This window comes from Rossellomorea sp. SC111 (assembly GCF_024733565.1).
In the GTDB taxonomy this organism is placed as follows: Bacteria; Bacillota; Bacilli; order Bacillales; family Bacillaceae_B; genus Rossellomorea.
Genome location: NZ_JANIOC010000003.1, coordinates 118,056 through 138,705 on the forward strand (window position 1 = coordinate 118,056; position 20,650 = coordinate 138,705).

At 44.5% G+C, this 20,650-nt stretch carries 22 protein-coding genes; 9 read left to right on the plus strand and 13 right to left on the minus strand.

Features of this window, described 5'->3' with window-relative positions; all coding sequences use genetic code 11:
- Positions 1-34: 34 nt before the first annotated feature.
- Positions 35-952, minus strand: coding sequence for a proline dehydrogenase family protein (locus NQ095_RS04635; protein ID WP_258262317.1), 918 nt, complete (start codon positions 950-952; stop codon positions 35-37).
- A gap of 326 nt (positions 953-1,278) precedes the next feature.
- On the opposite strand from NQ095_RS04635, the gene NQ095_RS04640 reads away from it, so the two are divergent.
- Complete coding sequence (locus tag NQ095_RS04640; protein WP_258262318.1) at positions 1,279-1,536, plus strand: hypothetical protein; 258 nt, start codon at positions 1,279-1,281, stop codon at positions 1,534-1,536.
- A 17-nt stretch (positions 1,537-1,553) separates the two neighbouring features.
- Positions 1,554-1,901, plus strand: coding sequence for a spore coat protein (locus NQ095_RS04645; RefSeq protein ID WP_148970081.1), 348 nt, complete (start codon positions 1,554-1,556; stop codon positions 1,899-1,901).
- A gap of 133 nt (positions 1,902-2,034) precedes the next feature.
- On the opposite strand, the gene NQ095_RS04650 is transcribed toward NQ095_RS04645, so the two are convergent.
- The 5 genes from NQ095_RS04650 to NQ095_RS04670 are packed head-to-tail and all read right to left on the minus strand — an operon-like array spanning position 2,035 to position 5,957.
- A complete protein-coding gene (locus NQ095_RS04650; RefSeq protein WP_258262319.1) occupies positions 2,035-2,298 on the minus strand; it encodes a DUF2573 family protein in 264 nt (87 codons plus the stop codon).
- 27 nt (positions 2,299-2,325) lie between these two features.
- Positions 2,326-3,081: a siderophore-iron reductase FhuF gene (gene fhuF / locus NQ095_RS04655; RefSeq protein WP_258262320.1), complete on the minus strand. Its 756-nt coding sequence runs from the start codon at positions 3,079-3,081 to the stop codon at positions 2,326-2,328.
- On the minus strand, positions 3,078-3,896 hold the full coding sequence (locus NQ095_RS04660) for an ABC transporter ATP-binding protein (protein ID WP_258262321.1): 819 nt from the start codon (positions 3,894-3,896) through the stop codon (positions 3,078-3,080). Before NQ095_RS04660 ends, fhuF begins: the two co-directional genes overlap by 4 nt.
- Positions 3,897-3,911: 15 nt before the next feature.
- Complete coding sequence (locus NQ095_RS04665) at positions 3,912-4,967, minus strand: FecCD family ABC transporter permease (RefSeq protein ID WP_258262322.1); 1,056 nt, start codon at positions 4,965-4,967, stop codon at positions 3,912-3,914.
- A gap of 3 nt (positions 4,968-4,970) precedes the next feature.
- The gene (locus tag NQ095_RS04670) at positions 4,971-5,957 is read right to left on the minus strand and encodes a FecCD family ABC transporter permease (RefSeq protein WP_258262323.1); all 987 of its coding nucleotides are present in this window, start codon (positions 5,955-5,957) and stop codon (positions 4,971-4,973) included.
- A 217-nt stretch (positions 5,958-6,174) separates the two neighbouring features.
- On the opposite strand from NQ095_RS04670, the gene NQ095_RS04675 reads away from it, so the two are divergent.
- From NQ095_RS04675 to NQ095_RS04690, 4 genes are all read left to right on the plus strand, one after another.
- On the plus strand, positions 6,175-7,134 hold the full coding sequence (locus NQ095_RS04675) for an ABC transporter substrate-binding protein (RefSeq protein ID WP_258262324.1): 960 nt from the start codon (positions 6,175-6,177) through the stop codon (positions 7,132-7,134).
- Between the two features lie 169 nt (positions 7,135-7,303).
- Positions 7,304-8,809, plus strand: coding sequence for a spore germination protein (locus NQ095_RS04680; protein ID WP_258262325.1), 1,506 nt, complete (start codon positions 7,304-7,306; stop codon positions 8,807-8,809).
- A gap of 17 nt (positions 8,810-8,826) precedes the next feature.
- Complete coding sequence (locus NQ095_RS04685) at positions 8,827-9,915, plus strand: GerAB/ArcD/ProY family transporter (RefSeq protein ID WP_258262326.1); 1,089 nt, start codon at positions 8,827-8,829, stop codon at positions 9,913-9,915.
- A gap of 11 nt (positions 9,916-9,926) precedes the next feature.
- Positions 9,927-11,018, plus strand: a complete 1,092-nt coding sequence (locus tag NQ095_RS04690) for a Ger(x)C family spore germination protein (protein WP_258262489.1) — start codon at positions 9,927-9,929, stop codon at positions 11,016-11,018.
- 41 nt (positions 11,019-11,059) lie between these two features.
- Here the strand turns inward: NQ095_RS04690 and NQ095_RS04695 are convergent, their stop codons facing one another.
- On the minus strand, positions 11,060-12,100 hold the full coding sequence (locus NQ095_RS04695; protein WP_258262327.1) for an oxidoreductase: 1,041 nt from the start codon (positions 12,098-12,100) through the stop codon (positions 11,060-11,062).
- Between the two features lie 124 nt (positions 12,101-12,224).
- Between NQ095_RS04695 and NQ095_RS04700 the strand changes: the two genes are divergently transcribed.
- The gene (locus NQ095_RS04700; protein ID WP_258262328.1) at positions 12,225-12,539 is read left to right on the plus strand and encodes a thioredoxin family protein; all 315 of its coding nucleotides are present in this window, start codon (positions 12,225-12,227) and stop codon (positions 12,537-12,539) included.
- 51 nt (positions 12,540-12,590) lie between these two features.
- Here NQ095_RS04700 and NQ095_RS04705 read toward each other — a convergent pair whose 3' ends face one another.
- Positions 12,591-13,952, minus strand: coding sequence for an esterase/lipase family protein (locus NQ095_RS04705; RefSeq protein ID WP_258262329.1), 1,362 nt, complete (start codon positions 13,950-13,952; stop codon positions 12,591-12,593).
- A 198-nt stretch (positions 13,953-14,150) separates the two neighbouring features.
- Between NQ095_RS04705 and NQ095_RS04710 the strand changes: the two genes are divergently transcribed.
- Positions 14,151-14,291, plus strand: a complete 141-nt coding sequence (locus NQ095_RS04710; RefSeq protein ID WP_258262330.1) for a hypothetical protein — start codon at positions 14,151-14,153, stop codon at positions 14,289-14,291.
- Positions 14,292-14,351: 60 nt separating this feature from the next.
- On the opposite strand, the gene NQ095_RS04715 is transcribed toward NQ095_RS04710, so the two are convergent.
- Entirely contained in the window at positions 14,352-14,504 is a 153-nt protein-coding gene (locus tag NQ095_RS04715; RefSeq protein ID WP_258262331.1) for a hypothetical protein, read from the minus strand.
- A gap of 110 nt (positions 14,505-14,614) precedes the next feature.
- Here NQ095_RS04715 and NQ095_RS04720 point away from each other — a divergent pair, with 110 nt between their 5' ends.
- Positions 14,615-14,794: an H-type small acid-soluble spore protein gene (locus NQ095_RS04720; protein WP_258262332.1), complete on the plus strand. Its 180-nt coding sequence runs from the start codon at positions 14,615-14,617 to the stop codon at positions 14,792-14,794.
- A gap of 52 nt (positions 14,795-14,846) precedes the next feature.
- Here NQ095_RS04720 and NQ095_RS04725 read toward each other — a convergent pair whose 3' ends face one another.
- From NQ095_RS04725 to NQ095_RS04740, 4 genes are all read right to left on the minus strand, one after another.
- On the minus strand, positions 14,847-16,226 hold the full coding sequence (locus NQ095_RS04725) for an alkaline phosphatase (protein ID WP_258262333.1): 1,380 nt from the start codon (positions 16,224-16,226) through the stop codon (positions 14,847-14,849).
- A gap of 140 nt (positions 16,227-16,366) precedes the next feature.
- Positions 16,367-17,224, minus strand: a complete 858-nt coding sequence (locus NQ095_RS04730) for a dimethylarginine dimethylaminohydrolase family protein (RefSeq protein WP_258262334.1) — start codon at positions 17,222-17,224, stop codon at positions 16,367-16,369.
- Positions 17,225-17,410: 186 nt separating this feature from the next.
- The gene (locus NQ095_RS04735; protein ID WP_258262335.1) at positions 17,411-18,991 is read right to left on the minus strand and encodes a long-chain-fatty-acid--CoA ligase; all 1,581 of its coding nucleotides are present in this window, start codon (positions 18,989-18,991) and stop codon (positions 17,411-17,413) included.
- Between the two features lie 130 nt (positions 18,992-19,121).
- Complete coding sequence (locus NQ095_RS04740; RefSeq protein ID WP_258262336.1) at positions 19,122-20,552, minus strand: DEAD/DEAH box helicase; 1,431 nt, start codon at positions 20,550-20,552, stop codon at positions 19,122-19,124.
- Positions 20,553-20,650: the final 98 nt, after the last annotated feature.

Here is a 20,650-nt window from a genome sequence, read left to right on the forward strand (position 1 = left end):
ATGAGCATCCATAGAGCCTTCCTCTTACTTACTATTATTTCTTCATGACCCCTTTTAGAACAAAGGCGACGTTGGCCGGCCTTTCAGCCAGTCTTCTCATGAAGTAGCCGTACCAGTCAGTACCGTATGGGACGTAAACGCGCATTTTATAGCCTTCCTTGACCAGTTCATGCTGACGTTCCACACGGATTCCGAAAAGCATTTGAAACTCGAATTGATCACGTGGGATTTTATATTCTTCCACTAGTCTTTTCGTATATTCGATCATCTCATCATCATGGGTGGCGATTGCCGTATAATTCCCATTTAATAGATGAGTCTTAATGATTTTTTTAAAGTTCTCGTCAACGTCCTTCTTGTCCGGGAATGCAACTTCAGGTGATTCTTTATACGCCCCTTTTACAAGACGCAGATTGGGGGAATACGCATTCAAATCATCGATATCCTTCTCTGTTCTATATAAATAGGCTTGAATGACCGTGCCGATGTTATCATACTCCGATTTCAGGCGCGTGAAGATATCGATGGTCTTTCCACAACGGGAGTAGTCTTCCATATCAATGGTGACGAATACGCCCTGTTTAGTTGCTTCATCAAGAATCAATCTCATATTCTTCATGACCACTTCTTCAGAAATATCCAGACCCATCGATGTCATCTTAAGGGATAGTTGAGAATTAAGTTTCTCTCTCCCGATCGCACGAATCGCCTCTACACATTCAAGGGCCATTTCGTTTGCTTCACGCTCATTGTCCACAAACTCTCCCAAATAGTCGATCGTTACAACAAGATTCTGACTATTCAGCTCGCGAATGACTTCAACTGCCTGCAGGATGGAAGATCCTGCAACGAACCGACCGGCACCAAAACGCAGGCCATATTTCTTAGCAAGTTTCGTCATCGGCTTATTTTTTGAAAGGAATAAAAAGAAATTACGCATTGCTTGCTCCATGTTGCTTACCCCCTGAAAAAACATATATATCCTACAATGAAACCGTTTTCTTTAATGCTAAAAAAGAGAAGGTTCACACTATTAGTATATTTACCAACATTTTATCACCTTTTAAACGGTTTGAATATACTTTCAATACTTTCTTAGTAGAATATTATCGAAATTTGTAAATACGTGAATAAGACTGTTGGATAGTAGGAAAAATAACCTTTGCCTTCTGATGATACCGCTTTCTCACCACCACGTATACAGGGTAATATTACCTACTCGATAGGGACTGAGAAAGGAATATCGAAGACTTAAAAAAGGAAACGGAGGAATGGAACATGCAACAACAACCTCAACAAGGGAGCCAGGAGCAAGCGTACACACAACCGCCGCACATGCTCACTACCAAGGATTCACTTTATTTGAATGACATGCTTGCCTGGAATCTGAACGCCATGAAGAAATGTCACTTTGCAGCTGCCCACTGTCAGGATACTGAGATTAAAGCCGAATTGGACAAATGTGGCCAGATGCATCAGCGCCATTACCAGCAACTGCTTGCCCACCTCAATACCACCAATCAAACTATGATGTAGAAAGGAGTCCTTAAATCATGAATCAACAGAATCAGCAAAAAATCCAAAACCCGCAAACACAAGTGCCGGAAACGCCACAAATGAATGATCGCGACTTTATTACGGATGTCCTGTCCCATGAGAAATATATGACGGCTTCCTACTGTACAGCATTGAATGAAGCAAGCCATCAAGCTCTATATCAGGACCTCCTGACGATTTTCAATGAAACGCAAAATGCCCAACGCGAGTTATACAATGAAATGTTCCGCAAAGGCTGGTACAAGCTGGAGGCTGCAGACAGTCAAAAAATCCAGCAGTCCTATCAGCAGCATCAGCAGTATTCCTCTCAATTCCCATATGGGTATGGCGGTCAGGTACAATAATGAACGGAAGGCAGACTCGGGTCTGCCTTTTCTTGGTGAAAGTGAGAGTGCGTGAGGGAAGATTGGGTTTGCCGCCCACCAGAATCCAATAAAAAAAGCACCCTCTTTTCATCAAAAGGGTACTTTTCAAACGTCATTCATCATTTTTCTTCCTGTTCATTTCTGCTCGGTGTGCTTCATTCATCTCTTTGATTTCACCGACGATCCGTTTCATCTCATCCTTGCCTTCAGGATAGAGAGAATTCCAATGTTTCACCAGTGCCGGCATGTTTTTGGCGATGAATGAGTAAAGAGCGTATTGTGACACCATTTCTTTCTTGGAGTCGTCGGTTTCACCCACCAACAGTTCCGTGTACTTTTCAAGCAATGCATCAAATTGTTCAGGGAATTCCTTCATTGCATTAGCCTCCTTGCGAATGATGAATTAGTTCTTTTTCACTAGACAGGTCTGCGGACAGGTTTTACAGCGATATTGTTCCCCGTTCCCCAATCTGTAGGAGAAGCAGCACGTTTTTCTGACACGCACTGTTTCCGTCAATTCTTCTACATTTACTTTTCTGCTATAATATCTGGCCAGTGGATTCCTGTGATAGTTGCCGAACCAATGGCTGTTTTCATCTGACAGAAGAGCCTGAAATTGGTCGTTACGCTGACGCTTCATCCCTTCGTCCAAAAGGAAGTCGTCATTTTCAAATATCCAGAATACGTACACGGCGATGTTTTCCCAAAGGATCAGATTCGATAGCTTAGTGGCATTCTTAATCGACTGAATCACGTGATCGAGATGATCCCGGAAGATGGATTGAATGAACGAGACCTTTTCCTCCTGGGATGTAAACTCTGCCACCGATGCATCCTTCAGATGAAATTGCGGCATCCATAATCCATTTTTGTCCCCATTCACCATAATTAGATTCTCAGGCTTGAGATTCAATTTCTTATTCCAGTATGTCATGGTCATTAATCCCATGGCCGCTACAAACGCATAGCGCTTCATAAATAAGGATGCTGCCACTTTAAGGTCGTCCGTCCCGATTTGGGAGCATTGATGAGATAAATAGGCTTTCATCTTTCCACCATCCAGGAAGGAGGTTGCCTCTTCCCCATTTAAAGCCTGGGTGGACGCATGGAAACGGTATTTCCTCAAGAATTCCCACTGCTGCGCGTTCAGGGTGTTCATCCTGTCTCCACTGCGTCTTTCAGGATGCAGCGTCCTTTACCGAATGGAATGCATAAGGGAGTACCGAATAAAGGATCCCGTGATACCTGACAATCCATATCGAACACATTTTTCACGAGCTCACAGCTGATCACTTCTTCTGGTTTTCCTTGGGCATAAATCTGTTTATCCCGGATGGCCACGATATTATGGGCGTATCTGCAGGCAAGGTTCAGGTCATGAAGAACCATGACGATGGTGCGCTGCTCTTTCTCATTCAGTTCGAATAATAAATCCAGTATCTCAATCTGATGAGTCATATCAAGATATGTGGTTGGCTCATCCAACAGGATGATGTCTGTATCCTGGGCGAGTGTGAGGGCGATCCACGCACGTTGCCTCTGTCCTCCCGATAGTTCATCCACCTTCCGATCTTTGAGCTCCTCCATCTTCGTTGCCTTCAACGCATCCTGGACGATTTCTTCATCTTTCTGTGACCACTGCTTTAGCCAGGTTTGATGAGGGTAGCGCCCCTGCTTGACGAGCTGCAGGACAGTCAGTCCTTCTGGAGCCGTTGGGGATTGCGGAAGGATGGCCATTTTACGAGCGACTTCTTTCGTTGATAAACGTGAGATTGCCTCCCCATCCAACAGGACCGATCCTTGTTTCGGCTTAAGCAATCGGGCGATGGAGCGGAGAAGCGTGGATTTACCACAGCCGTTCCCGCCGATGAAAACCGAAATCTCCCCTTGTGGAATGTCAATATTCAATTCATCGATGATCGTCCGTTCCCCGTAAGAGAGAGTCAAATCCTTCGTTTGTAATACGTCACTCATCTATGGCCAACTCCTTTAAGAATTTCTTGTTTTAAATAATAGATAGATAAAGTATGGTGCACCGATCGCTGCCGTAAAGACACCGGCAGGGACTTCGAGGGGCAGGAATAGGGTCCTGCCGATCAGATCTGCCACCATGACGAGAATCCCGCCGATAAGGGCAGCAGTCGGAAGCAGTGCCCCGAATGAAGACCCGACCATCCGCCTTGCCATATGGGGGGCCATCAAACCTACAAAGCCGATTCCACCGGCAAATGCGACTGCTCCCCCTACTAACGCCGTTGCCATGAGAAGGAGGAAGAAACGCTGGCGTTGAACATTCCCTCCTACACTGGTGGCGATTTCTTCGCCTAGTTCCTGTATATTCAGCTGACGGGTAATAAAGAAGCTTAACAGGATAAAGACCAGACTCCAAGGAAGCAGGATCCACACATCCTGCCAGTCAGAACCGTTCACCGTACCCGTGATCCAGATATTTGCCTGACTGGCCCTGTAAATCGGGCCGAGTATCATAAGCAATGTGGTCAAGGCTTGAGTCAAAGCCGAGATACCAATGCCAATCAGAACGAGTCTGACAGGTGAGACCCCTTTTCGCCAGGCTAAAAAATATACGAGAAAGGCAATGACTGTCGCGCCGATGAATGCAGCAACAGGCAGCCATTTAATGCTGACCATCAACGTATTATCATCATTGCTGAAAAGGGTCAGAAAGGCTACGACAGCCGCTCCCGCTCCTCCTGTGATCCCGATGATATCCGGTGAAGCAAGAGGGTTGCGTATCATTCCTTGAAGGATTCCCCCGGAAACGGCCAACGCCATCCCGGCAAGGAGTGCAATGAGGATCCTCGGCAGGCGGAAGGACGTCACGACAAGCTGCTCCAAACTTGTCCCCCCTCCAAAGAAGACACTGATCACCTTCCATGGGGCAATCTTCAAGTCCCCTATTCCCGTACTCATAATCAGAACCAGAAATGCAATTAAACCCAGGATGGTTATTTTTTTGAGCGCTGATAAATCAACAAGCATGGAAACACGGTCCTCAAGCCATCGTTTTCCTATAAATCGATCCATCGGTTAAAACCCCTTCCTTGCCACATACACGAAGAATGGTGCGCCTATTATGGCGGTCATGACGCCGACGGGCACTTCCTGGGGCATGATGATATAACGGGCTCCAACGTCAGCGGCCAATAATAAGATCGCTCCGAGAAGTCCCGAGAAAGGAATGAGCCACCTGTGGTCCACCCCGATGATCTTCCTTGCTAAATGGGGGATGACAATCCCGATAAAACCGATGGGCCCGGCAACGGCGACGGAACCACCCGCCAAGAGAACGACAACCGCCAAAGCAAGAAATTTAATCAAGTTCGTTTTCAGGCCTAGCCCTTTCGCCACATCTTCCCCCATGGAGAGGATATTCATCTTACCGGCAATGAAGAGAGCAAGAATCCACCCAGTCACTATATATGGAAAGACCCCGCTTAATATGTCCAGACTTCTTCCCTGGACAGATCCCGCCAGCCAGAATAACACTTGCTCCAGTGCCGCTTCATTCAAGACAAGCAATCCTTGTGTAAAGGAGGAAAACATAGCTGTGATGGCGGCTCCGGCAAGGGTCAGCTTCATCGGGGTCAAGCCTTTATTCCCTGCAGAACTGATGACGAATACGCCTACTGCTGCAATGGCCGCACCAAGAAACGCAAGCCACGTAAAGGATTGAAGATTGGTTATGCCAAAGAGCGTAACCGCTACGACCACCATAAAAGCTCCCCCTGCATTGATTCCGAAGATCCCTGGAGAAGCAAGGGGATTATTGGTCAATGTTTGCATCAATACCCCTGAAATCGCAAGGGATGCACCGACTGCCGCCGCAATCAGCGCCCTTGGTAACCTGATCGTCTGAAGTACGATATGCTCAGTCGATCCAGTAGGATTGATAAAAGCCTCAAAGGCAGTCTGCCACGATGTATCCGTATATCCGTACACAATACTGATCCCTATGCACAGGATAAGGAAAAGAAATGTTCCTATAAATAAAAGAAGCTTTTTTTGAATTTTCATTATGTGCTAACCTTTCTATTCCTTAAAAGGAAAGGAAATCAATTAAACAATCACGTACTGCTCTTCCCTTTCTATTTTAAAGAAGAATGAAAGGAGCGTCAATGACTTTGAAAATCATTATCATTTAGGTGTTGACAATGAAAACCTTCTCAACTACTATTATGAGTGTAAATGATAATCATTATCATCGATAAAAATATATCAGGAGGATCTACATATGAAATTAAAAAGTTTACTGTCTTTATTGCTGATCTCTACGCTTCTATTTCTTGCGGCTTGCGGAAATAAAGAAGAAAAAGATGAGGCTGCAGGTAACGATACGAATGAAGAAACGTATACAGTGAAACATGCAATGGGTACGACGGAAATCAAAGGAACGCCAAAGAAAGTCGTCATCCTTACAAATGAAGGCACAGAAGCCCTCCTTTCCCTGGGTGTCACTCCCGTCGGTGCCGTTCAATCATGGACAGGTGATCCTTGGTATGACCACATCGCTGACAAGATGAAAGATGTGGAAGTCGTCGGAACAGAGAGCGAACTAAATATGGAAGCCATCGCCAAACTTCAGCCGGATTTGATTATCGGGAACAAAATGCGTCAAGAGGAACAATACAATCAGCTGAAAGACATCGCCCCAACCGTAATGGCCGAAACATTACGCGGTAACTGGAAAGAAAATTTCGAGTTGTATGCAAAAGCACTGAATAAAGAAGAAAAAGGCAACGAAGTATTAGCGGAGTATGATCAGCGTATTGAAGATCTGAAAGGTAAACTCGGAGACAAGCTGAATCAAAAAGTTTCCATGGTCCGATTTCTGGCAGGGGACGTAAGAATTTACCATAAAGATTCATTCTCAGGTGTGATCCTGGACCAGCTGGGTTTCGCCCGTCCTGAAGGTCAGGACGCAGATGACTTTGCAGAAAAAGGTGTAACCAAAGAACGCATCCCGGCAATGGATGGAGATGTCCTCTTCTACTTCACATATGAAACAGGAGATGGCGAAGCGAACAAACTTGCTGAAGAGTGGCTGAATGATCCTTTGTTCAAAAATCTTGAAGTAGCAAAACAAGATAAGGTCTATGAAGTAAGTGATGCGATTTGGAACACAGCAGGCGGCGTCATTGCAGCAAATGCCATGCTTGATGATATCGAAAAGTACTTTTTAGAACAGGAATAAACAACTATTGTGAAAAGCCGAAAAGGGCATATCCCTTTCCGGCTTTTTTTGTGTGTTGATTTTCATTGGATTCTTTACGTTTATTTCCTCTCCCCCCTTCCTTTTTCATAATTCTCCTTTTTTCGGTAACACTACAGGATAGACCATACATCGGACATGAGGGATTAGTATGTTTCCATTCTTTAAGAACAAGAAAAACACCGATAAGAACAGTAAGAAACAATCATATGAGAGCCTGAAAAAGGAAGCGGAGAAATCTGCCGATTATAAACAGGCCTTCTATCAGAATCCATATACAGGGGTGAAGTTCAGCCTGCACTTCGTCACGACGTTAATTGATGGAAAGATCCTGCAGGAGGATGTCCTCCCTTCATTACTTTCTAAGGATTTTCATTCATTCGATGATTTAAAAACACTGGTTCCAGTAATAGATATTCAAATTTCCACTGATGAAACCCAAATCGAGCAGAAGATCTATAACGGATATACGTTGCTGACAATGGACGCGACCAATCGAAAATTTGCCTTTATCGCTACTAAGAATGAGATGGGGAGGAAAGTATCCCAACCAGAGGTGGAGTTCAGCGTCGTTGGACCAAAAGAGGCATTTGTAGAGTCTCTCAGCGATAATTTAAATCTTCTTAGAAAGCGTCTGCCTGTGAAAGAATTGGTTATGGAAGAATTCAATATCGGAAAGCTGACCCACACGCGTGTCGGGTTACTATATATTGATGGATTGGCAGATAAAGCCAATGTGGATACAGTCCGCCAGCGATTACGCGATCTGGACTTTGATCAAATCATGGACAGTTCGTTTATAGAGCAGCTTATTGCCGATAACAGTAAATCCCCTTTTCCGCAATTATTGGATTCAGAAAGGCCAGACCGGGTCGCTTCTGTCCTTGTGGAAGGTAAGGTTGCCATCATAGTGGATGGTTCTCCTCATGCACTGATAGGACCTACCACTCTCGTAGAATTTTTTAATGCCTATGAGGATTATTTTTTGAATTTTTCCATTTCCTCATTTCTTCGTCTCGTCCGTGTATTCGCAGTGGGGTTCTCCATTTTGATTACGCCTATTTATGTGGCAGCATTGACCTATCATTATGAACTCATACCAAAGGATTTAATGGCCACACTCATCACGTCGAGACAAGAGATCCCTCTGCCACCTATACTTGAAGCATTGTTTCTGGAATTGACGATTGAACTGCTTCGTGAAGCAGGGGCGCGCCTGCCGACCAAGGTAGGTCAGACAATCGGTATCGTTGGAGGGATCGTCATCGGGACGGCGTCGGTTGAAGCGGGGATCACGAGTAACGTGTTGCTCATATTGGTGGCTCTTGCGGCTCTTGCTTCCTTTACAACACCTGTGTATCGGATGGGTAATACGATCCGTCTATTACGTTTTCCCTTCCTGTTGTTCGCTCAACTTTGGGGATTATTAGGAATCGTTTACTGTTTCTGTCTGCTAATGGGACATCTATTACAGTTAACTTCGTTAGGAAGACCGTTTTTAGAGCCACTTTTCCCCCCAAGGGTAAAGGACTTGAAAGATGCTCTCATCCGATTCCCATTTAATAAACAAGCAGGGCGCCCGGAATATTTACGTACAAAGAAGCCGTTTAGATTCCGTCCGTCCGAAGGCAAGAAAAAGTTTGATATTGATGAATAATGGTTGGAGGTGATCAGATGCAACCCATTCCGGATAGAAGAAAAATATCGCCCTTTCTCGTATTTTTTCTCATTCACTCCATTCAGGTGGGGGCAGGAGTACTTGGATTTCAGCGTATCATTTCGAAAAATGCGGGCTATGATGGATGGATTTCCGTCATTCTTGCAGGTATTTTCACTCACGTTATCATGTTCATGATGTATCAAATATTAAATAGAGTGGATGGAGATCTGGTATCTGCCCACACTCTGGCCTTTGGAAAGTGGATTGGGAAGGTATTCAATCTTTTCTTTGTGATCTATTTTAGTTTGCTTGTGATTACCATTATACGTACGTATGTAGAGGTATTACAGGTGTGGATGTATCCAAGGTTAAGTACGTTTTTCTTTTCCTTGTTCTTTCTCATACTTGTTTACTATATTGTAAACGGCGGGGTTCGGACAATTACCGGAACTGCCTTTTTTGGTATCGTTCTTCCGAGTTATCTCGTATTAACGTTTGCCTTCACCTTCAAGTATGCAGACTTTCGAAATATTCTGCCTGTCTTTGATCATTCGGTAAAGGATATTTTGATTTCTACTAAGAATATGTCCCTGACGTATTTAGGTTATGAATCCATCTTGATGCTTTATCCATTTGTGAAAGATGCAAAGAAATCCCAAAAGTATGCCCACTGGGCTCTATTCACCACAACCATTCTATACACGTTGATAGCCCTCATTTCTTTTGCCTTTTTTAGCCAGAAGCAGCTGGAAAAAACCGTCTGGGCCACCCTTTCCATGTGGAAAATCGTCGAAATGCCATTTGTGGAACGATTTGAATACATCGGCATTGCCAATTGGTGTCTGATCATCCTTCCGAACGTTTGTATCGCCATCTGGTGTGCAAGCCGGATCTTAAAACGGATGACTCCATTAAAGCACAGGCATACGTTATTGATCATCTGCCTTCTATGCTTATCCGCCCTTACGTTTTTTACTGACCGGAAGCTAGTGAATTTCCTCAATTCCGTATCAGGGCAAATCGGATTTTACATTAACTATTTTTACATCCCTGCTCTTCTGTTGCTTGTGATCATCATGAAGAAAGTGAGGCACAAACAATGAACCGTATTTGCATGATTGTTTCTCTTCTCATTAGTTTTATATTGTTAACTGGATGTGTGGAAAAGGAAATCCTGGACGACCTATATATTGAAACAGGGAAAGCTTATGACTACGCGGGAGAGGACAAGATCAGGGGAACTGCTTTGTTTCCCATCTACCTCTCTGATAAATCTATTCAAAACGGGACGTTATCAGCAGAAGCTTCCTCTACCAGGGAAGTACTTGAGAAATTGGAGAGACGATCACAGCAGCCCCTGGTCCGAGGGAGCTTGGACGTTGTTTTAGTCGGGGAAGATCTTGCTAAGAAGGGAATTATCGATATCGGTGACTCCCTCCAAAGGGATGCCAGTGTCGGGGCCAGGCTTTATTTGACCGTTACGGAAGGAGAAGCAGGAGAGCTCATCAAGGGAAACTATGGATTAAGAGGAAATGGGACATACCTTTCCAACCTGATCCATCATAATATCACCCGGAGAGAACTTCCCGAAACCAACCTCCATATGTTCATATACGATTATTTCCAGGATGGACAGACACCCTATCTGCCGATCTTAAAACAGCTGTCCAATGAAAGTGTGGCGATTTCGGGAATCGCGTTATTTGATAAAGACAAAATGGTCAAAAAAGTCCCTGCCAAAGATATGTTTTTCTTCAAACTGCTTGTGGATAAGTATGCCGAAGGAAGTTACGTCATTAAGATGGGGGAAGAAAAGAGCCGGGGACATGTAGAAAATTCCATCGAAGCTTCAGTAACCAGTCTCAAATCCAAGAATAAAATCATCGTCAAACATGACGCCGATCCTGTGGAGGTGACGATCCGAGTGAAAATAAGAGGGATCATCCGTGAATATACAGGTAAGAAATTGACGCCTGATAAAGTGGTAGAAGTGGAGAAACAGATGAAAAAGGATATTGAAGAAAATGGGACGAGAATGCTGAAAGAATTCCAGGAGTTAGGCATAGACCCTGTCGGCATCGGTCAAATACAAAAGCACGGGGTACGAGGATTTGATTTCAAAGAATGGGAAGACAGCATTTATCCACGGGTCAAATTCAATGTAGACGCAAAAATTCAGATTTTGGAAGCAGGGACGGTGGAATAATAGAAAGAAAGGCTCCCAGCACGTCAGGGAGCCTTTCTTTCTTAATTGATATTAATGACACGTCTACTTTCTGCACTCTTTTTACATGCTTCAATTAATGTGATGACTTGTAAAGCATCCTCAGGGTCAACGGGCAGAGGAGCATTTTCTCTTACCGAACTGAACACTCCAAGGTAAAATTGAGTGTAATCCCCTTTCTCAGATGGAATGACTTCAGATGTCACATTTTCGCCTGCGATGGTTGTAAGGACACCCCAATTTCCTTCGTCTTCGATTCCCCATTCTTCAGAAACAGGATTCTTTCCTGCCTTTAGGTCATCCTCCTGACGATCCATGCCATGCTTCACATAGCTGCCTTTCAGACCATGGACCTGATAGCGGGGTCCCGGATCCAGTACGATTGAACGTGAATAGAGCTGAACTCTCAATACATCATATCCAAGAGTGATGTGAAAATAATCCTCCGCTTTTTCCGGATCCCGCTGTGGGAATACATCAGCTTGTACCCAATTTGGCGTTCCAAACAGGGTTAAAGCCTGATCCAGAAGATGAGAACCCAAATCATACAGAACCCCAGCCCCCTCGATCTTGTTCTCCTTCCAACGGTCTTTGATGGCGGGTCTGAAACGATCAAAATGCGCTTCGTATGTATAAATCTGCCCTAGGGTCTCTTCTTTTAACAATTTTTGGACCGTCAGAAAGTCGGCATCCCATCGCCGATTATGGAAAACAGAGAGATGCAGGCCTCGTTCTCTCGCTAAAGCCAATAGCTCTTTCCCTTCCTTGCTATTCGTTACAAATGGCTTCTCTACGATTACATGCTTATCAGCTAATAATGATTGTTTAATCATACCGTAATGAAGGTGATTGGGAGTTGTGATTACGACTAATTCGATATCTTCCTGAAGCAAGTCGTCAAGTGTTGCTACAACGGTGGTTCCCTCGATGTCTTTCAATACTTTTTCTTCATTGGAGGACATCACTGCTTCTATGTGAAATTCCTCCAGATGTGATAGTAATGGACGATGAAAGCTTTGTCCTGAAAAACCGTATCCTGCTAAACCGACTTTAATGGGTTGCATAATGTCACCTTTTTCTATCAAAATGTATTCTCATATTATCATGTACAAGATCAGAGGAAAAATGATTCGTTTTACAACCAGTCACTGTTTTGTATAAAATAAATGGGAAAGGGAGGTTATCATCATGCAATCAATCAAAAATAAAGAAACCTTTGACGATCTTATTACATCAACAGATCCTGTCGTCGTAAAATTCCATGCAGACTGGTGTCCCGACTGCCGCCGAATGGATATGTTCATTGATGAAATCATGGAAGAATTCAATCAATATAAATGGTATGACATCAATAAGGACGAATTCCCGGAAATCGCCGAGAAATATGACGTCATGGGCATCCCAAGCCTGCTGGTCTACAAAAACGGCGAAAAAATCGCGCACCTCCACAGCGCCAACGCCAAATCACCAGAACAAGTGACAGAGTTCCTGAATACACTATAACGTCAAAGGTCCGTCCCTCTTTTTTCAGAGGGACGGACCTTTGTTTTTCATTTAATAGATATTCCCTTTTCCATCTACATACACTGTCTGGACCATCGTCCGTTGGAAGTCATTTCCCTGCGCCGTTTTCCCTTCCAGGTCTGTGGTGATGTTGTGGATTCCTTCTTCAAAGTCCGACAGCGGCAGAGATGAAAGGTCTTCAGACGTAATGAGTGTTGACGTTTTCTTCCCACTTTTCATCGGGATATGATGAATCGTATAGGTCTTCTTCACAGAAGGCCCCACCATGGCCAAAGTGCCCGCGACATCACTCATTCCTTTTTGATGAAATAGGATGCTGACCATATAATGTTCTATTTGAGCCGAACTTGCCTTCACTTCCCATTGTCCTGAAATGGGGTGTGTGAGAAGAATGGAATGATGGTACGCTCCAGGGAAATATCCTGTAGCATCTTCAGCCAGACTCCACTTCCTGTAAACTCCGCCATCCGGACCTACCAGTTCATACACCGTATCCCGCTGGTCACTGATCCAATCGACCGTGATACTCTCTATCCCTTCCTCGACGGAGAAACTCTCCGATCTGGCCCCCTCGAATTCTCCACCCCTGTGAAGGACCGACATTTCTCCATCCGAAGCCATTTCGCTCACCACTGCATTTGGAACATCCGATACTTCATCCGTGTATAGCTTCTTTAAATAGGAAAAAACCTCGCTGCCTTTTTTTATCGTGCTGTGTGTCCAGTCCCTAATCGCTACTTCTTTGGCATAAGGCAGCCGTGAACTTTTTACCAGCACGGCCCCGTCACTCTGACCGAAACGGCTTAAATACAAACCTCCCCAAAATAATTCAGAATAGGCTTCTCCCCATCCGGTACCCCCGAATGTATAGATGGGGATTTCCTTCATAAGATCAGATCCGTCTGTCTCAGCCCGGAATCCTTTCATATAAGCGGTTTGCAATGAAAAGACGGCATTTGTCTTACTTTTTAACGCATCGGTCAGCCATCCCGCCCATTTACTGAAGGCAAGGTCTGCAAGCTCTGACCCATGATGGGGAGTCGAAAGGGTGATGACCCTTTTCACAAACACAGAAGCACCATAATGGACCAGCGCTGATTGGGTATCGATTCCACCTTTACTGTGACTTACAACCACAATCTTGTTGTTGAAGTATTCATGCATCTCCCGGAGCTTTTCAGCCAGTATCTCACCATTTCTCCACATATCTTCGTCAGGATGCAACTCGATGAACACCGATTGATAACCGGCTCCACGGGTGATTGGAAGCATATCGTTATCCGAAAGCCACGTCTCTGATGATGTATTAATTCCATGTATAAATAAAATCGGAAATCCATCTGTATTCGCTGCTTCTTCGTCTATAAACCAATGGCCGGGTTTTGTCTCCATCCGCCTTCCCCCTTTCACCTGCACAGCCCTTCCCTCCCATTAACAAGAAGTTCTTTCCTTCATTATCGTTTAGTCGGGATACATTTTCATTATGATTGTTAAATACAGGAAAAAAGACACATATTCTCTAAAAAATTGAATAGTCCCCATGTCCTTATCGAAAACTAATACTCATCATACTGAAATGGAGGGAATCCTTTGACCAAGAAAAACAACCGGGGCAGTGCTAACCAGAACTCACCGAAACGAGGTACGACAGAGTTCGCAAGTGAAATCATAAGCGGTGACAACAGCAAGGGAAATAAGCATAATAAAGATCAGAAAAATAAAACGAAATAGTCAAAACCTGCCTGATTCATTTCAGGCAGGTTTTTTTGTCACTTTAGCTATGTGCAAAATTCAGTCGTCTTCCTTTGAGATATTCACTGGGGTCATGTTGGATTCAACATGAATATTCCGGGGGTCGTCTTCCCTCTCCCCTCTTCCATATAATCGTTCATTTAATTCCATATTGGCTTCAGTTGCCGACATTCTCTCATCCTGCTTTTTCATATCATCATCCTTTCACTAATAGAGTTTCAATTCCCCAATGGAATTATGCGGTCATGGTTCTTCCGAATTTGGACACACTAATCATTGAAAAACGTTAGGAGGAATTGAATATGGATCAAAATAGAGTCAAACAGATATTATCTTCTTCAGCCGACATCCAAGTTACATACAAGGATGCATCCGTTTGGATCGACTCTGTATCAGAAGACGGCAAAACGGCTGTTGTGCATCTCCGCGGACCGCTTGAGGAACGTTCAGAAGTAAGTATTTCTGACTTAGAAGAAGTATAAGTAAGAAAAGACCATGTCGGGGGTGCCCCAACATGGTCTTTTTTCAATCTGTTTATTTCTTGTCTTTGATTTTCCCTTTGTGCTTCAATAGCTCAAAAATTTGGTTCGCTTGATCTGTATTATCGATCAAACCGGCAAATTTCTCTTTTTGAGGTCCAAACGCGTACACAGGAACGTCGTCACCTGTATGTCCGTCAGTTGTCCAACCGGTACCTGAACGTTTATCAAAAATCTTCTCGATCGCATTATCGATTTCCGTTTGATCGCCTTTTTCAGCAGCTGATTTTACAGAAGCGATTTCTTCTTGTGTCAATTCAAGATCGATATTGTTCGCTAACGTTTCTTCAACAGAGGCACCATTTACGATTTGTTCTGCCATGTAGTCAGGTGTATGCTTGGCCGCTTGTATCGGGGTTGGATCCCACTTGTACTCACCATCGGATCCGATTGAGATGCCTCCGGTTGAGTGATCAGCCGTCACAATGACAAGGGTCTCACCATTTTCTTTCGCAAAATCCCTTACTTTTTCAAACGCTTGTTCAAAGTCTCTCATTTCGCTCATGGCACCGACTACGTCATTATCATGACCGGCCCAGTCGATTTGACTGCCTTCCACCATCAGGAAAAACCCGTCTTTATCGTCTTTCAAACGGTCAAGGGCTGATGTCGTCATGTCGGCTAAACTTGGTTGTTTTTCATCACGGTCGATCATCTTGTCCATTCCGGATTCAGCGAAAAGCCCAAGAATTTGTTTGTTATCGTCGTTTTTAAGCTCATCAGCTGATTTCACATAGCTGTATCCGTCTTTTTTAAACTGTTCGGCCACATTACGGTCATCACGCTCGAAGAAATCCGTTCCTCCACCAAGCATGACGTCAATTTTATGCTTGCCGTTTATCATTTCATCATAGTAATCGTCCGCAATCGCATCTTCGCTCTTGCGTGACTCTTCATGAGCACCGTAAGATGCAGGTGTTGCATGGGTGATTTCTGACGTAGATACAATTCCTGTAGACATGTTGTTTTCCTTCGCCTGTTCCAGAACCGTTTTTACAACTGATTTATCGTTATCCACTGCAATGGCATTATTATATGTTTTCACTCCGCCGCTCATTGCTGTTGCGGCAGCCGCTGAGTCCGTTACGTTCTCTTCTTCATCTTCCGGATACGTCGTTTGCAGTCCGACTAGGTAAGGATCAAATGCCGTCTTCTCCATCTCCATCGTATCCGGATTGTCATTCATATAGCGAAGAGCCGTTGTATATGGATTCCCCATACCATCACCGATCATAAAGATGACGTTCTTGGCTTTACCATTTTTAGATTCCTTGGTTTTCGCTTCTGTGTTATCCTGATTCATTCCTATGACACTTCCAAGAGCTAATGAGGATACGACCGCCAACGGAAGGATCTTCTTCATTGATTTCTTCATTTTCCCTACCTCCTATAATTCATGGTACATGTAGAAGCATATCGGGGAAATATGAAGAAGCATTTATGAAACGAATACAGGATGGTAAAGCTTATGTAAATTGAAAAAAACAGGCAAAAAGTCACCTGTTTTTCTCAAAATCATTCTCTTATAAGGGGAAGCGTACAGCAACGGAATGACCCGCCTGATTTAATGATTTCAGACAGATCCAGTTCAATCACGTTAAATCCTTCCGCTCTGATCCGCTCGTTTAATGCTTGGTTTTGGGTAAGACTGATGATCTTCTGATCTCCGATGGCCAATACATTCGGACCCATTTGAAATTGTTCGTCATCGGTCACCGTGATGATATTGTAGTGTTTCTTAATTGTCGCAAGATCCTCTTTCGAAAATGCCGGCGGATACACAAGTGCCCATTCACTGGAAATGATGGTGAACACACAATCCAAATGGAGGATGTCTTCTCTTAATGGAAGTTCATGTACCTTATAGGGTGTGAGCTTATTTCTTAGCGATTGGATCGCCAGCTGATTCGTTCGCCCGCTCACGCCGATCCAGATATTTTCCTCATCAACGAGGACATCCCCTCCTTCGATGGAATGAAGAAGTTCGTTATAAGGTACCTCATTTTCTTCCAGCCAGTGTTTGAGGGTCTTCACTTCTCCCCGCCTGACATCGGTGTTCATCGACGCCACGAAAAACTGATCATGGATCGTGAAACCGATGTCTCTCGTGAAAACTTGTTCATTGAATTCAGGCGATGGTTGAAGGTGAATCACCTCAGATCCATTTTTATCCAATACTTCAACAAATCTTTTATGTTGGGAAACTGCTTTATCTATATCAATATTTTCTTTCAAAAAGTGTTTTTGCGTTTCATTTATGATTTCATTGATTTGCATATTTTCTGGTGAAACCACGACCACTTTCTTTAACTTTCCATACTCATTGGTACAATACGTTTTTGATTTTGGAACCAACGGGGAATTTAAACTCATCTTTACGCCCTCCAATTATCTACTCTTAAAAACTGCTTTTCCCTGTTATTATGAAGATAAAACGTCCTTTTTATAACTTATGCCGTCGAAGCTTTAACAGGGACGACAAGCAGCCCCGAGAGATGAAATAAGGGCATATGTCCACCATAAAGATAGAAGCATGCGGAGGTCGCACGCCTTCTTTCCTTAATGAACCATCCGATCATGATCCTTCCAGAACTCTTTTCGGATCACCACTTTTTGAATCTTTCCCGATGCGGTTTTAGGTAATTCTTTCGCAAAAGTAATGCTCTTTGGTGCCTTGAAGTGGGCAAGCTTTTCTCTCGTAAAATCAATCAGGTCCTGTTCCGTTAATCTGTGACCGTCTCTTAGAGCCACTACTGCATGGGGAACTTCCCCCCATCGTTCATGGGGAACGGCCACAACCGCTGCTTCGAGGACACCCTCATGCTCGTAAAGGGCTCCCTCCACCTCGATGGAAGAAATGTTTTCTCCGCCGCTTATGATGACGTCTTTCATCCTGTCGACAATTTCGATGTAGCCGTCTTCATCGACCGTCGCCATATCTCCCGTATGCAGCCAGCCTTCCCTGATCGTCTGATTGGTGGCTTCAGGATTTTTATAATAGCCTTCCATCACCGTATTAGTCCTCGTCACGATTTCGCCTATCGCTTTCCCATTATGAGGCACCTCTTCGCCAAGTTCAGTGACCACCTTTACCTTACTCCCGATCATGCTGTATCCCGCTTTCGCCTTCAGCCGGTATGTCTCTTCCTTTGGCCGGTCCTGTTCCGAAGATCTTAAGATAGAAGTCGTGATTAGAGGTGAAATTTCTGTCATCCCGTATACCTGGATGAATTCCCATTTCAGATTCTCCTCCACTTTCCGGACAAATGCCGGAGGGGGGGCAGACCCGGCAATGACAACTCTTACATTTTGTCCAATGGACCGGTCCCTGTCTGGATAGCTCTCAAGAAGCATGTTGAGAACAGTCGGTGCCATATGCATCACCGTCACGTCATGCTTCTCCACTTTATCCAAAATCACTTCCGGATCCACTTTTCGAAGCATCACCTGGGTCGCACCGTTGGCTGTATAATAAAACGGTGACCCCCATCCGTTCACATGGAACATGGGCAGGACGTGAAGAAGCGTATCCTGGTCCGTCACCCGTAAATGATGCATGGAGGATAGGGCATGTAAGTAATTGGATCTGTGTGTGAGGAGCACTCCCTTCGGATCTCCTGTCGTCCCACTCGTATAAAGAAGGGAGGCGATATCCGTCTCTTCCAGTTCTACACGGGCGAACGTCTCACGACTGAACGAGCCCCGCCACTCATCGTAGCCCCGATGTCCGTCCATCGTTTTACCGTGAATGACCACATGCTTCAAATGTGGTACTTCTGATAGAATCGGTTTAACCAACGGATAGAGATCCTCATCGACAAACAGGGCTTTGCTCTCACTGTGGGTCAGGATAAATTGGTAATCAGCAGGCTTTAATCTGGTATTCAATGGGGTCATGACTCCTCCGACAGAGTAAACGCCATAAAATCCTTCCAGCATCTCCGTTGTATTGGGAGCAAGATATGCCACCTTATCTCCTTTTTCTATTCCGAATTCCATCAGCCCCCTGGCCAGTTGATTTACACGTTCACCGAGCTGTCTATACGTCAAACGCTTTTCATCATCGATGATCGCTACCTTATCCCCGTATAACTCCACTGCCCGATCCAGAAAATCCGTTAACACCAATGGTACGTGCATATGTACATCCATCCCCTCTATTTCATATTATATGGACTATATTAACAGATTCGGACTATTTTTGGGAATATTCAGAAATCAATCCCATCTAAAAAAGCATGATGACCCTCTCGTCACCATGCCTTGGAGATTAGCGTCCTCTTCGATTCGAAGTGGATCTGCTGCCACTATTTCGTTGATTACCATTGTTGTTTCTTCCTGTTGAGCCGCTTCGCTTACCGCGGGCGTTACCTGATGATTCACCACCACCGCGGCGGGGATTTGTGTCTTCACTCTTGGATCTGCGACTGCGGGACGGACCATTCGTCTCACCGATCCTGGATCCGCCACCCCGTGGAGACCTTGATTTTCTCTCCTTATTGGCTTGAATATGCTTTTCACGGCGATCCTTTGCACTTTCATTTGTCCCTTTAGAGCTATTGGGGATTTCTTTTGTAGAAACGACCTCTACTACTCGGCGAGGCAATGAACGTCCGATGCCTTTCTCAATCATTTCCAGGTCCTGCTTATCCTTCAGGGCAACAAAAGTGATGGCAAGACCGTCTTTCCCGGCACGGCCTGTGCGCCCGATTCTATGAATGTAGCTTTCGACATCTTGAGGGATATCATAGTTGAACACATGGGTCACTCCCTCCACATCAAGACCCCGGGCCGCCACATCCGTTGCGATCAGAAGTTGGAGCTTTGCGTCCCTGAACTTCTTCATCACGTTTTCCCGTTTCGCTTGGGACAAGTCACCATGGAGCTCATCGACTAAAAAGCCTCTCGCTTTAAGGTCTCCTAGCAGCTTACTGACCCTTCTTTTCGTCCGACAGAAAATGATGCCGAGGAACGGCTGGACGTCGTGAATAGTCTGACTAAGGGCATCCAACTTCTCTCGATCCGTCGTTTCCACGATTTCCTGCTGAATTTCCTGTACTATTTTTTCTTTTTCACGGATTTGCACATTATGAGGATTATTCATATAGCGTTTCCCGATCTTACGGATATCCTTTGACATCGTCGCTGAAAATAAGGCGGTCTGACGGGTGAACGGCGTCTCACGGATGATCGATTCAACTTCATCGAAGAAGCCGATATGAAGCATCTGATCCGCTTCGTCCAAAACGAGGAACGAAACATTAGATAAATCGACCGTCTCCCGGCGCACATGATCAAGCAGTCGCCCCGGTGTTCCGATCACGATATGAATCGCCTTATTCTTCAGTCTCTTAATCTGTTTCTCAACATCCTGACCACCGTACACGGCTAATACATGTATGTCATCTTCCACAGAAGAAAGTAATTGATTCAATTCAGCGGTTACTTGAATCGCGAGCTCCCTCGTCGGAGTCACGATAAGAGACTGTATCTCATCTTTTTCAGGATCGATTTTCGCAAGCATAGGCAGAAGAAACGCCATCGTTTTACCCGTTCCGGTCTGTGCCTGTCCGATCACGTCCTCACCATTTAATAATACAGGGATGGTTTCGCTTTGAATCGGCGTCGGCTCTGTTATGGATTGTTCTTTTAATGCATTGACGTACTTAGGTTGAATTCCTAAGGAAGTAAAATCATTCATTGGGGTCACCTCTTTGATACTCATTATACCCGTAATCCTCTTTAGAAAATAGGGCGCTGTGTTATAATGGGAAAATCGTAAAATGAAATGAGGAATCA